Genomic DNA, 13,692 nt, shown 5'->3' with positions numbered 1-13,692 from the left:
CTGCGAGGGAACACGGGGCCACATAGGATGCTCTCCAGCCGTTCTCTCTTGCCGCTGTTTAGGGTTCTCTCAACGCTATTCCCCCGTCTTCGGCTTCCTCAGCCGCCGCCAGGCGGCGTGATCCGTCTGCAGATCGACGGCGGCATGTGCCGCAGGCAGGAGCGGTTTGCGCCTGCGCCGGCCGAAGCGTCGTTTGAAGCCGAGGATATTTTCGACGAAACTCCTGGTGTAGAGGCCAGGTCCACTCGAATAGATGCGCCATCCACCGTCGACGGCGATCTTTCCGGTCTTGATGCGCGCCCAATGCTGCGCCGCCTGATAACGGTCATGGAAAGCCGCGTCGCTGCTGCTGAAATAGGTGTTGCGCTGGCGCAGTGAAGCATGCGGCAAGGCCGTCGTGACGGCGATCGGATTGACGACTGATATCGCCTTCCACAGCTCCTCTGCCGAAGCCTCCAGCGCGAGCGTTTCGCAATAGCGCAGATGCGCATGCACATACATCAGCCCGATCTCGCGGCCGAAGAAGGAGGAGGATTCGGCCCGGCGAAACAGCGTTTCGGGCCCGCCGGCGTAGGTCGCCGGCTTTTCCATCAGCCGCACGCCATCGGGGAAGAGCAGATGCTCTTCGATCAGCCGCATATGATGCCGCCTCTGCGTCGGCGTAAACAGCTTGCCGAGCATCGCCTGCGTCATCGAGATCAGCGAGAAGGAAAGGCCTGTGCGTTTATCGCTCGGATGCAGCAGCAATTCGACGCCGTTATGGGCGGGATCGAAGATGCCATAGCCGGCGACGACGCCGTCGCGCACCAGATGTCGGTTGAAATCCCGGCGCATCGCGGTTGCGATCTTCCGCAGAGCCTTTGCCTTGCCGCCCTGGCCGCGGCGGCGCAGGATGGCGGAATAACGGACGAACTGCTCATAGAGCAGGGCGACGGTCCAGCTGCTGACCATCCAGTCGCGCAGATGCGGATCGGCCGGCTGCAGTGAGTCGTTCCAGTCTCCCTCGCCATAGCGGATCAGATGCGTTCCCGGGATGAACTGTGTGCGGACGGTATCGAGCAGCTTCTCGACATGGGTCGCGACGGCATCGGGATGGGGCGTCTTCTGCATGGTCTTTTCGTCGCGCCAGGATACCTTCTCATCGAGAATGGCGAGATCGCCGGTCGCTTCGATATAGTCGCAGAGCGCCTTTAACGGCCAGACGATGACGTCGCCGTGACTGTCACCCGCCCGGATGTTGGCATAGGGCTCCAGCATGAACCATTGCGGCCAGTCGCCTTTTTCCAGATATTGTTCGCTGAAGACGGTCTTCACCACCTCCCTGGCTTCGCGGTCGTGCTCATAGGCGAGCAGGAATTCGATCGGCCCCTGGCAGGCGTCGCGCGTACCCCAGGCCGCACCCGTATATTGTTCCAGGCCGTGCGGCACGCTTAGATGGACGATGGCGTCATGCGCGAGCCAGGGCAGGAGGGTTGCCTGGGCGGCGAGATCGGGTGAAGGACTGTCGATCCTCATGCCGCGCACGGTGTTGCGCCAGAATGACGATGCCGGCGCAAGCATGGCCTCATCGGTGAGGCCGGCCTCATACCGGCTCGCCAGCCGTTCGGCTTCTTCGGCATCGGTCATCGAGCCAACGACGGCAAAGGAGAACGCCCGCGTTGGCAGGGACTTGAGCGCGATGAAGGCGCCGTTGCGCGCAACGCCATCGGCATAGAGCAACTCGTCGCCGCCGATCTCGTCGATTGTATCCGGCGTCGAACTCACCAGCCAGTAGACGGCTTCGGGATAACGCTCGCCCCAGAGCCAGGCCGGGTCCGGCCGGAAAGAGATGCGTTTGCGGCCGGGATCGAATTCGATGTTCCCGCCGGCGTCATATTCGCGCTCCCCGAGCACGATATGACCAAACACCAGGAAGCGGCACGGCTTGCCTTCCACGGACACACTCCATTGCATCGCCGCATCCTCGCCGGAAGCGATCGCCGTGACGATGATCCTGCGATCCGGGCACTCATAGATCCAGCGGCAGTCGCTCAGCCCCATCTCGAAAGCCGACGGCACCGCCAGAAGCTGCCAGCCCGCGCCGAGATCGACCATGATGCGCAGCCCGCTGGCGCGCGTCAGATTGTAGGGATCGCGGGATACCGAAAAGAGCTTGTGGAAGGACGTATTGCCGATCGTCAGCTGCGCGGCGAAAATCCCTTGCATCCAGCAGCTGGCGGCAAGGGTGGTATCGTCGAGCAGCATGTTTTGACCGCTCCGCACGATGGCGCCATGGCGCCGCGCGACGACGTGTTCCTTGTCGCGCAGAACGACGTGGCGGTTGAGCACGCCGTCCGGCACGAAAAATGAAAGAAGCTTTCCGTGCGCGCGCTCTTCCAGGCTCCGCTCCGGATAGAGCTTTCGGATCGCCTTCAGATCCAGCGACTCTGCCTCCAGCAGGGGCGCATCCTGGAGCAGGCTGCGAGCGGCCGCGGCCGCCTCCGGATCAGCGGCTGCACTCCCCGGCACCTTGATATCCTCGAGCCGCGAGAGGTCGGCATCGCTTGACGCCTCGGGATGATCGGCGGCGAACAGGGCAAAGAAGGTCGCAGCCGCGCCGTCTGCGGACACGGAAAGCGGTCTCGACTGAATGGCCGGACAGGCCGTCTCCTGCTGCCGCCGTTCGCTCGGCAGGCTGGTGCCGAAGGGACCGACCAGCAGGTCGCCCTGTCCGTGCTTCGCCTGCACCAGCTGGATCGCATCCGTGGCATAGGCGGCCGCGCCATTGAAGCAACCCTGGATGAGCCAGGGATTGCGGGGGCCCGACTGCTTGAGATTTTGCCGATTCATGACGACGGGGCCGTATGTCTCGTGATCGGCGATATGGTGATCGACATATTGCGAAGCATAGGCCTCGCTGTTCATCAGGAAACCGCGATCGCCGAGACCGACGTCCTGGACGAGCACCAGATCCACCGGCAGCATTCCCTTCTTCGGATGCTTGAGCGTGACGCGCCAGAACCAGGCCGTTTCGGAAGCATGAAGCTCGAGGCGGACGGTGTAGCTGATGTCGCCGGCCTTGCCGCTCCAGGAAAGGCTCGTCGCGTCGTGCCCGAAGCGGCCGTCGGCGCGAGGGCCGACGATCTCGACGACATCAGGCTTGGCGCCGCCGATGCGCAGGTAAAGGCGGCTGATGCCGCCGTAGAGCGGCGAGCCCTGGATCTGATTGATCTGCACCGCCCCCTTGTCGTCGGCATATTCGATGGCAAACAGCGTGCCGTTCGGCAGCGCCGATATCGACAGGCCGGAACCGTTGCTAATGGCGAGAAGACCCAGCTCTTCGCGTCGTGGCATTTGCAAACTGCGCTTGAGGTTCAGGGCCATTGAGATCTCGTCGATTGGTGTCCGCGGGGGAATCAAAGGATGGCTCAAAAAGATTGAGAGAAATCTTACCGGTGACGGGAAGATCGACAAGGTGGCGCGACCGATAGACTCACATCAGAGCGGATCAGAAAACGAGAGGACTGGCATTTGACCCCGGTCGCGGCGGCGCAGATGGTTACCGCCACTTCTCGACGAGAAATCCCGATGATCCCTGAACGGGATCGGTATCGGGCAGGGGTACCGAGGAGATTTTCGCCAGCATTTCGCTTGAAGCAGCCGAAGTCTGAATGTCGGCATGCTGCCCTTTGGGATAAGCCCCGATGACTTCGAACTCCGCCGTGCAGCCGAGGTTTTGGTGCCCGGTTCCGGCTGGAAGCACCAGACAGTCTCCCGCCGCGACTTCGAGCGCTCGACCGCCGGGGCCGCCGATCAGCAGTGTGGCGCTACCACGTGCAATGCCCAGGACTTCGTGAGCACCGCAATGGTAGTGCTGATAATCGAAGACACCGTTCGTCCAGATGCCGGTCCAACCATTTGCCGCGAAGCGGCTTTTGAAATCAGCAGGATCATCATCGGCAAAAAGCTCCCGATAGAGCAATACAGGCAGACGGGGGTTGTTCGGGACCCAGCCGCTCGGTTCGAAAATGATCGTCTCGGTGTTCATACCGACCTCCCAATGCTAATGGCTTCAAAAGCCAAACTTTTGGCGAGCGCCGGCGGTTCCACAATGGACTGGGCTTCGTCAGCGACGGTCTTCGCCCGGCGCCGGCCGCCTGGCGAAGGGGACTGAGAGCAGGGCGCAGCCGGTCAGGACGGCGACGATCATCCAGGCTTCGTTGATCGCCTGAACGCTTGCCGCGGTCTGGACCAGCGGATCGAGCGTCGCCATGGTATCCGCATCGAAGCTGCCGCTATGTCTCGATATGATCTCGGCAGGCGCGCCGACAAATGTGGCCGCCTCGATGTCGCCGGCCTGGAGGCGCGCCCAGAGGTCTTGGCCCAGCGGCTCCGAGCGTGTGTAGATGATGGTGTCGATCAGCGCGATGCCGATGGCGCCGCCGAGATTGCGCATCAGATTGAAAAGCCCGCTCGCATCGGGAACGCGATCGGCCGGAAGCGTGCCGAGCGCCAGCCGGGTCGGCGGCAGCAGGCAGAACATGATGGCGACGCCGCGCACCACCTGCGGCCAGAACATCGCGTCGTAATCCGAGCGCGGATCCTGAAACGCGCTCATGCCGACGCCGATCGCAAACAGGGCGAAACCGGCGGCCGACAGCAGCCGCGCATCCATGCGCTTTTCCAGCGCGACGGCGACCGGCGCCGTGATCAGCTGCGCAATGCCGGTGACCAGCATGGTCACGCCGATCTCAAGGGCGTCGTGGCCCCTGATGAAGGCGAGAAAGACCGGCATGAGATAGACCGAGCCAAAGAGGCCGATGCCGAGGATGAAGCTCAGAACCGAGCCGACGAGAAAATTCCGATCGCCGAAATTACCAAGATCGACGATCGGCCGGCGCCGGCGCAGCGTTCGCGTTATGAACGCGCCGCCCGAGACAAGGCAGACGGCCAGCAGGCTCAGCACATAGGCCGAGGTCCAGCCGCTGGTCGGCGCCTCTTTGAGGCTGAGTTCCAGCGCCGTCAGCGCTGCCGCCATCAACAGGAGCGACAGACCGTCGAGATGCCTGAGTTCGGACGGATCGACCGCCTGCTTCGGCAGGAAGCGGGCCGCCAGGATTGCCGAGGCAATCCCGGGAAGGATGTTGATCAGGAACAGCCAGTGCCAGGAATAGGTTTCGGTCAGCCATCCGCCAACGATCGGGCCGACGGTGGGCGCAAGCACCGCCAGCACGCCGGCAATCGTCGTCGCGAGCGCTTGCCGCTCGTTCGGAAACAGAATGAACACGGCTGAAAACACCGAGGGGATCAGCGTTCCGCCGGAAAAGCCCTGAAGCACCCGCCAGGCGACCAGCGCGCCGAAGCTGCCGCTGGCCGCACAGCCGGCGGACGCCGTCACGAACAGGCCAATGGCGACGACGAACAGCCACCGCATCGTCAGAAGCCGCGTCAGCAGGCCGGTCAGCGGGATGGCGACCACCTCGGCGATCAGATAGGCCGTCTGTATCCAGCTCATCTGATCCGGACCGATATCGAGCGCCGACTGGATGGTCGGCAGCGATGTCGCCACCACCTGAACGTCGAGGATCGCCATGAACATGCCGACGCACATGGCCAGGAAGCCGAGCCAGACGATGGCGGGCCTTCCATCAGGACGAGCAGCTTCAAGTCGTTCCGACATGCGAGGATCCCGCCAGCGCGGCTGCATCTGTGAGAAATCTAGGGCTTTCATGTTTGCGATCGAAACGATCGGCATGTCAACCGCCACGCTGCGGCGAAAAGCTTACAACGCGCACAGACCGAGGACATCGCCACCCCCCGGCTTTTGTCGCACATTCCCGAAACGCAACCGAGCCTGACCGGGAAGGCCAGGCTCGGTGTTCGATCGGCGAATTTTGGCCGGACGTTCTATGCGCCCGGCTCCCTTTGCGTCGGCCAGGATTAGCCGCGGAAGAGCGACAGGATGTTCTGGGACGACGAATTCGCGATCGACAGCGACTGGATCGCCAGCTGCTGCTGGGTTTGCAGGGCGGAAAGCCTGCTCGACTCCTCCTCCATATCGGCATCGACCAGGCGGCCGACGCCGGAATCGATCGAATCGGAAAGCGCACCGACGAAATCTTCCTGCAGTTCGATGCGCGTCGAGATCGAACCCAGCTGTGCACCTGCCGAGGTCATCGCCGACAGCGCCGATTCGACGGTTGTCAGCGCCGACTGGATCTGGCCGAGCGTGAAGTCGGTGATATCCATCGAATAGACCGAGCCGGTCGCGCCGGACGAAGTGCCGAGAATGCCGGTGGAAGTTTCGATCGAGCCGCCGCTCATGCCGAACAGGACATTGCCCATCGAGGCGGTATCGAGAGCATAATCGGTCATTTTCACCGAAACGGCGCCGGAGCCGTCGCGGACGAAGGACGAGACGACGCTCACGGTGCCGTCAGCGCCGGCGACCCAGTTTTCGCCGGAGAAGGAAGCCGACTGGGCGATGCTCATCAGCTGCTCCTGCAACTGGCTGATTTCCTCCTGGACCTTGGACTTATCGACACCATCTTCTGTCGCGGCCACGAGCTTGGCCTTGATCTCGTCGACGACGTCGATCGCGCTGTCCATTGCCGTGTAAGCCGTATCGACCTTTGCGGCGCCGAGCCCAAGGGCGTCGGACACGGCTGACAGCGCCTTGTTGTCGGACCGCATCGTGGTCGCGATCGACCAGTAGGCGGCGTTATCGGATGCGGTGTCGACCCGGTAGCCGGTGGAAACACGGTTCTGCGTCGATTCGAGATTGGAATTGACGGTGCGCAGCGTCTGAAGGGCTGCCATCGCGGAATTGTTCGTATTGATGCTGGTCATGGAAATGTCGCCTGATTCGGAAGTTGGATGGATTGCATCCCGGGCACATCCGGGCCGTGGCGAGCAGCCTCATGCTTATCGACCCCTCTTCGGGGTGGTCAATTCGCCACCGTTGAAGCGATTATGGTACTTAAAGGTACCTTAATCGTTAACGCGAATTGGCGAGCCGAGATTTTTTCCCAAATTGCGACACCCCGCCGATGTCATCGGGAGAATTTGTCCTGGTGCCGGGCAGCAAAATTCCGGATGGCCGATTGACGGCTCGGCGGCAAACTGGCTATCACTATTAAATCAATTTGATTGACTTCAACTGCCGCTCCGATCCCGGTGGCCGTGCCGGAACGCCCAAAAACCTCGTTTTTCCCAAGGAAGAGTAATCAATGTCGACACCGCGACCGAACGCCCTGCGGCTTGAAACCCTTTGGAACCCGCCTGCCGAGGGCAAGGAATTCTCCTATGTCCTGCGCCTCAGGAACCTCGGCAACGAACCGCTTTCGAATTTTTCCCTCTGCGTCAGCGGCCCGGGCCGCGTCGATCCTGCCGGGCGGGTCGAAGGCGCAACAGTGTCGCAACGGCTTTCGAACTTCACCGAATTCCAGCCGCCGGCCAACTTCGTTCTCGGCGCAGGCGAAACCTGGACGATCTCCGTCTATGCGCTCAGCTGGCAGTTCCGCCACTGGACGGACGGCGCGACGAGCGCCTATCTCGCACTGTCTGACGGCAGCACCATCGTGCTCGGCGTCGAGCCGACACGCTCTTCGGTTAGCAATGCGCCGCTGAAGCGCGGTGCCGAGATCTATCCCGTTCCCGTCAACGCGCCCGTCGCGGTGTCGATCATCCCCTGGCCGAACCGCGTCGCCGTCGCCTCGCGCCGCCCGCTGCCGGCGGGTTTTGCGCCGCAGGCGCAGAGCCCTGAAGGGGAGGCGGCAGCGAAAAGCTTCGCGGCGCTGGTGGAGCATCTCTTCGCGGTCGAAGGCATCGTGCGAACCGAGGCGGAAGGCGCGGTTCGTATCGGCCTGAAGGACACAGCCGGCTTCGGGCCGGAGGCTTACCGGCTGAGCTTCGAAGAGGAGTCGATCACGATCGAGGCAAGCAGCCGCACCGGCTTTCTCTACGGCCTCGTTACGCTCGGCCAGATCTGGCGCGGCGCCAGGCTGCATCCCGGCGTCTTCCAGTTTCCCGCATCCGGCGAGATCGTCGACGAGCCGTCGATGGGCTGGCGCGGCCTGCATCTCGATGTCGCCCGCCAGTTTTACGGCGGGGCCGAAGTCAAGAAGCTGTTGGCAGTGCTTGCCTGGAACAAGCTCAACCGTTTCCACTGGCACCTTTCCGACGACGAGGCCTGGCGCGTGGAAATCGATGCCTACCCGGCCCTGACAGAGATCGGCGCCTGGCGCGGCCACGGTCTCGCCGTGCCGCCGCTTCTGGGTTCAAGCCCGGCCCGAACGGGCGGCTACTACACCAAGCCTGTCATCCGCGAGATCGTCGCCCTCGCAAAGAGCTTCGGCATCGAAATCGTGCCGGAGATCGATATGCCCGGACATTGTTATGCCATGCAGCAGGCCATACCCGAGCTGCGCGATCCGGCCGAGAAAGGCAGCTATCACTCGGTTCAGGGTTTTCCCGACAACTGCATCAATCCGGTACGCGAGCAGACCTACCAGATCGTCGAGACCATTCTTTCCGAACTCATCGAGCTCTTTCCATTCAAGACGATCCACCTCGGCGCCGACGAGGTTCCGCTCGGCGCATGGTCCGGTTCTCCGGAAGCGCTGGCGCGCCTCAGCGCCATCGCCGGCGACGAGGTTGCCGATGCGCATGCCAAGCGGCTGAACGTTGTCACCAACACCCATGGCGCCGACGACATTCACGGCTCAGGCGCCGCCATCCTGCAGGCGGAATTCCTGGAGCGCGTCCAGCGCTTCCTGGCGAGCAAAGGCTGCGTCACCGGCGGCTGGGAGGAAGCCGCGCACGGCGACGTCATCGACAAGTCGAAAAGCTATCTCTGCAGCTGGCGCAATGTCGAGATTTCGGCCGAGCTCGCCGAACGCGGCTATCAGATGGTGGTCTGCCCCGGCCAGGTCTATTATCTCGACATGGCGCTGAGGACGGACTGGGATGAGCCCGGCGCCAGCTGGGCAGGAAATTCGGACGCGGAAAAGCTCTACAATTTCGATCCGGTCGGCGGCTGGACAGCGAGCCAGAAACAGCAGCTGCTCGGCATCCAGGCCTGCATCTGGTCCGAACCGATGACGGATCGCGCCGTCTTCGACCGTCTCGTCTTCCCACGCCTTTCCGCACTTGCCGAGACCGGCTGGACGAAGCCCTCGTCCAAGTCATGGGACCGTTTCAAGGCGCTCGCGGGGCTGATGCCGCTGCTCTACGGGTTGCAGGAGTCGTAGCGCCCGGATTGGCAGGAAGATGATCTGAGGGCGATCCCTTGCCGTCGCAGGAGACGGTGACGGCAAGGGTATCGGCGTTGCGTCAAGGTGAGCTGTCAGAGGCCGGTTCATCCGTCGCGGGCGGCTCACATCCGGCTGCAACGATGCGAATAGGACGGGTTCCAACAGGAGCGCCAGTCGCGCGGTCGATGGTGACCGGATCGATCTCGGTTCCGGTCTCGGCATCGAAGAAGCGGGTGACCGCGCCGCCGCCGCGGTGCTTGCGGCCCCAGGCGCCGATCGCAAACAGCACCGGCAGAAAGTCGCGGCCGGCTTCCGTCAGCACATATTCGTCGCGCGGAGGACGCTTGGAATACCGGCGTTTTTGCAGCAGCCCTTCCTCGGTCAGCGATGACAGCCGACCCGTCAGCATGGTCGGAGCGATGCCGAGGCTTTTTCGAAAATCATCGAAACGGGTCAGCCCGGCATGGGCGTCGCGCATGATCAGCATGCTCCACGCATCGCCGACAAGTGCCAGGCTGCGGGCGATCAGGCATGGCTGTTCCGAAAGATTTTTCATGTCGATATCTTTTTAGTAGTGACTTGCTATCATTTTGATAGTAACAGCTTGCAATGGATATGCCACGATAAAACGAAGGCGACGTCGATGAGTAAGAGAGAACGCGGCATTGCCCTGGTCACCGGGGCTTCCTCCGGCATCGGGCTGGCGACGGCGAAAGCGCTGCGGCGCGACGGTTACCGTGTGTTCGGCACCAGCCGAAAGCCGATCGCCGACACCGCCGATGGGATCAGCATGCTGATATGCGACGTCATCGACGATCAATCCGTGCAGAGCACCGTCGACGAGGTTCTCAGCCGGGCAGGGCGGATCGATCTGCTGGTCAACAATGCCGGGATCGGTCTGCTGGGCGGCGCCGAGGAATCGACGATAGGGCAGGCGAAAGCCGTGTTCGACGTCAATGTCTTCGGCACGCTGCGCATGACCAATGCGGTGCTACCGGTGATGCGGCGGCAGCGCAGCGGCCGGATTGTCAACCTCAGCTCGATACTTGGGCTGATCCCGGCGCCCTTCAATGCGCTCTACGCAGCGACCAAACACGCGATCGAAGGTTATTCGGAATCGCTCGACCATGAAGTGCGCACTCAGGGTATCCGCGTTGTGCTCGTCGAACCCGGTGTCACCCGCACCTCCTTCGAGGAGAACATGACGCGCCCCGACCGGCCGCTTGCCGTCTATGATGCGGTGCGCGCCGACGCGGAGAAGCTGATGCGCGAGATCGTTTCGAAAGGTGATGCGCCCGAGGTGGTCGCCGCAACTGTTATCCGGGCTGCCAACGCGGCCTCGCCCAAAAGACGCTACACGTCCGGGAAAGCAGCCGGACAGGTCCGCTTCGTCCGCCGTTTCCTGCCCGAGTCCTTCGTCGACAAGAGCCTCCGGAAATTCAATCGGCTTTCCGATTGAACCTCGTTGCCGCGCCGCCGGCTCCTCCCAGAAACGAAAGTTCGTCCCATGAAAGCATTCCTGATCGATCGTTACAACAAAGGCGGCGCCCTCAGGCTCGGTCAGAGCCCTGAACCGCAGCTGCGCGAGAATGACGTCATGGTCGAGATCCATGCCGCCAGCGTCAACCCGCTGGATGCCAAGATCCGGGACGGAGAGTTCAAGCTGATCCTGCCTTACCGGCTTCCGTTGGTGCTCGGCAATGATGTCGCCGGCGTCGTGGCGCGGGTGGGCGCCAATGTCCGGCAATTCAAACCCGGCGACGAGGTCTATGCACGGCCCGGCAAGGATCGCATCGGCACCTTCGCCGAGTATATCGCCATCGACGCTGCCGATATTGCGCTGAAGCCCGCCAATCTCAGGATGGAAGAGGCCGCATCCATTCCGCTTGTGGCACTGACCGCATGGCAGGCGCTGGTCGAGCGCGCCAAGCTGCAGAAGGGGCAGAGGGTGCTGATCCATGCGGGCTCCGGCGGCGTCGGCACCATCGCGATCCAGCTTGCCAAACATCTCGGCGCCCATGTGGCGACGACGGTGAGCACGGCAAACGTCGATCTGGTGAAAAGCCTCGGCGCCGACGTGGTGGTCGATTACAAGAAGGACGACTTCGAAAAGCTGCTGAAGGGCTATGACGTTGTGCTGAACAGCCTCGGCAAGGAGGCGCTGGAGAAATCGCTCGCCGTCCTCAAGCCCGGCGGCAGGCTGATCTCGATATCGGGTCCTCCCGATCCCGATTTCGCCAGGGAAAACGGCTTCGGCTGGTTGCTGCAGCAGGTCATGCGCTTCTTGAGCTTCGGCATCCGGCGGAAATCGAAACGCCGGGGGATCGACTATTCCTTCCTCTTCATGACGGCAAACGGCGCGCAGCTCGGCAAGATCACCGCGCTGATTGAGACGGGCGCCATCCGCCCCGTCATCGACCGGACTTTCCCATTCGAGAAGACCAACGAGGCGCTGGCCTATGTCGAAACGGGACGCGCGAAAGGCAAGGTCGTCATCGCTGTGAAGTGAGGTGAAGGCGCATCACTGTCGCTGCCGGTAGGCAGAGGGTGTGACGCCTGTGCCGAGTTTGAATGCGCGTGTCATGTGGCTCTGGCTGCTGAAGCCGCAGGCCGAAGCGATCTGTGCGATCGGGTCCGTGCCGCGCAACATCGATTTGGCGCGCTCGACACGCCGGTGGGCCACCCAGCCATGCGGGGACACGCCGTAGCTTGCCCGGAACATCCGCTGAAAATGAAAGGCGCTGAGCTGTCCGATCGCCGCCAGATCCTGCAAGTGGATCGTCTCACCGAGATGAGCCTCGATATACTCCAGGCTGCGGCGCCTGATATGAGGAGCGAGGCCGCCGCTGATCGTGCAGGGGCGCATCCCTCCATAACGCGGATCGACCCAAAAATCTTTGACCGTCTGCGTCATCGCTTCTTCGGCCAGCAGATGATCACCCGCCAACATCGCTTCGGTCAGCTGCCGAAGCGTATGCGCCACGACGGGTGCATCGGCGAAGGTCACTTCGGCAACAGCCATAAGCCTGGAATCGCGATCGAACGTCTCCGCAAACATCCGGCGCATCTGATCGTCGGGAACATAGAGATGGACGAAGTCGAAGGGATCCGTGATTTCCCATTCGGAGGAGTGCCCCTGTGGCATGACGCACAAGGCGCCGGGCCGGCCTTGCGCGGCGGGGCTGCCATCCAGGCGGCGCGTTCCGGCGCCACCGTTGAGATAAAGGCTGAACGTATGTCCGTCCGGCCGCTCATAGCTCATCCTGTCGCTGCCATTGCTCCAGAGAGCTGCTGATCGCCCGAAACCCAAATCGATCGACTGCGACATCCGCGCAGAGGGAGATGCGGACAAAAACCTGAAAACCGAGAGACGGCTATCTTTCACCAATTCTTCCCCACACGTGCGAAGCCTTGCCAACAATACCGGTGGACGGCCCACGTGGCGAGTGGGAAGTCCGGGCAGATCCATTTCATAGCAAGAATCTGCAAGAGACCGGCTCACGGTTGGTCTATCGCTCGAGAAAACGAGGATCACTATCCATGGCAAATGCCGCTCTCTTCATCGCGACTGTCCTCATATGGGGCACGACCTGGATCGCCATTGCGATGCAGGTCGGTCCCGTGCCGGTCCTGGTCTCGGTCTTTTACAGATTTGCGCTCGCAGCCGTGATCCTTGTCGCCATCCTGGCTCTCATGCGGCGGCTGAATCTCCCTGCCTTGCGTGACCAACCTTTCATTCTGGCGCAGGCGCTCTGCCTGTTCAGCCTCAATTTCATCTGTTTCTACACTGCAGCCGGCTTCATTCCCTCAGGGCTGATCTCGGTCATCTTCTCGCTGGCAACGATCTACAATGCCGTCAATGCCCGCCTGTTCTTCGGCGACCGCATCACCGGCCGCACGCTCCTCGCAGCAGCGCTCGGAGCCACCGGCCTCCTCCTGCTTTTCGGAGAGGAGGTTGTCGTCGATTTCGATATGGGCACTTTGAAGGGGATCGGGCTCGCAGCGCTCGGCACGCTGTTCTTCTCGCTCGGCAACATGGCATCACGCCGAAACAGCGCGGCCGGAATCTCACCGCTGACAGCCAATGGCTGGGGCATGACCTATGGCGCGATCATCCTCCTCTTGCTGATCGCCGTGACGCAAACGCCGGTGGTGGCGCCGCCCGACATCACCTATCTCACCGCCCTGCTTTATCTCGCGGCAGTCGGATCGGTGATCGGCTTCACCACCTATCTCATGCTGGTCTCCCGCATCGGCTCCTCGCGCGCTGCCTATGCCACCGTCCTGTTCCCGATCGTCGCCCTGTCCTTGTCGACGATCTTCGAGGGCTACCACTGGACCAGTCTCGGCCTGATAGGCTTGGCGCTGACACTTCTCGGCAACGTGGTGATATTCGCACGACCTCTGCCCCGTCGGGCGCGGCAAGAAGATGCGAGGCTGCCGGCAGGCGGCTGAGATG

Annotated in this window: 10 protein-coding genes; 4 read left to right on the top strand and 6 right to left on the bottom strand. The window is 62.4% G+C overall.

The window, feature by feature from the left end; translation table 11 throughout:
- Nucleotides 1-75 precede the first annotated feature (75 nt).
- The 4 genes from QWJ46_RS03020 to QWJ46_RS03005 form a co-directional block, all read right to left on the bottom strand.
- Nucleotides 76-3,363 carry a cellobiose phosphorylase gene (locus QWJ46_RS03020; protein WP_302748939.1) on the bottom strand — a complete coding sequence of 1,096 codons (3,288 nt, stop codon included), beginning with the start codon at nt 3,361-3,363 and terminating at the stop codon, nt 76-78.
- Nucleotides 3,364-3,538: 175 nt separating this feature from the next.
- Nucleotides 3,539-4,027, bottom strand: coding sequence for a cupin (locus tag QWJ46_RS03015; RefSeq protein WP_184458589.1), 489 nt, complete (start codon nt 4,025-4,027; stop codon nt 3,539-3,541).
- 78 nt (nt 4,028-4,105) lie between these two features.
- Nucleotides 4,106-5,659, bottom strand: coding sequence for a DHA2 family efflux MFS transporter permease subunit (locus tag QWJ46_RS03010; protein WP_302748938.1), 1,554 nt, complete (start codon nt 5,657-5,659; stop codon nt 4,106-4,108).
- A 260-nt stretch (nt 5,660-5,919) separates the two neighbouring features.
- Nucleotides 5,920-6,828, bottom strand: coding sequence for a flagellin (locus tag QWJ46_RS03005; protein ID WP_302748937.1), 909 nt, complete (start codon nt 6,826-6,828; stop codon nt 5,920-5,922).
- Nucleotides 6,829-7,208: 380 nt separating this feature from the next.
- Here QWJ46_RS03005 and QWJ46_RS03000 point away from each other — a divergent pair, with 380 nt between their 5' ends.
- Entirely contained in the window at nt 7,209-9,230 is a 2,022-nt protein-coding gene (locus QWJ46_RS03000; protein WP_302748936.1) for a beta-N-acetylhexosaminidase, read from the top strand.
- Nucleotides 9,231-9,312: 82 nt separating this feature from the next.
- Here QWJ46_RS03000 and QWJ46_RS02995 read toward each other — a convergent pair whose 3' ends face one another.
- Complete coding sequence (locus tag QWJ46_RS02995) at nt 9,313-9,789, bottom strand: helix-turn-helix domain-containing protein (protein WP_302748935.1); 477 nt, start codon at nt 9,787-9,789, stop codon at nt 9,313-9,315.
- A gap of 87 nt (nt 9,790-9,876) precedes the next feature.
- Here QWJ46_RS02995 and QWJ46_RS02990 point away from each other — a divergent pair, with 87 nt between their 5' ends.
- Together QWJ46_RS02990 and QWJ46_RS02985 are read left to right on the top strand one after the other, a co-directional pair.
- Nucleotides 9,877-10,692 carry an oxidoreductase gene (locus QWJ46_RS02990; RefSeq protein WP_302748934.1) on the top strand — a complete coding sequence of 272 codons (816 nt, stop codon included), beginning with the start codon at nt 9,877-9,879 and terminating at the stop codon, nt 10,690-10,692.
- Between the two features lie 48 nt (nt 10,693-10,740).
- A complete protein-coding gene (locus tag QWJ46_RS02985) occupies nt 10,741-11,742 on the top strand; it encodes an NADP-dependent oxidoreductase (protein WP_302748933.1) in 1,002 nt (333 codons plus the stop codon).
- 12 nt (nt 11,743-11,754) lie between these two features.
- Here QWJ46_RS02985 and QWJ46_RS02980 read toward each other — a convergent pair whose 3' ends face one another.
- Nucleotides 11,755-12,495, bottom strand: coding sequence for a helix-turn-helix domain-containing protein (locus QWJ46_RS02980; protein ID WP_302749490.1), 741 nt, complete (start codon nt 12,493-12,495; stop codon nt 11,755-11,757).
- 278 nt (nt 12,496-12,773) lie between these two features.
- Here QWJ46_RS02980 and QWJ46_RS02975 point away from each other — a divergent pair, with 278 nt between their 5' ends.
- Nucleotides 12,774-13,688 (top strand): DMT family transporter, encoded by a 915-nt coding sequence (locus QWJ46_RS02975; RefSeq protein WP_184458596.1) that lies wholly within the window; start codon nt 12,774-12,776, stop codon nt 13,686-13,688.
- Nucleotides 13,689-13,692: the final 4 nt, after the last annotated feature.

Source organism: Rhizobium sp. CBN3, assembly GCF_030518245.1.
Taxonomy (GTDB): domain Bacteria; phylum Pseudomonadota; class Alphaproteobacteria; order Rhizobiales; family Rhizobiaceae; genus Rhizobium; species Rhizobium aethiopicum_A.
Note: the sequence above shows the minus strand (reverse complement) of the source record. Positions and strands in the feature narration are given on the sequence as shown.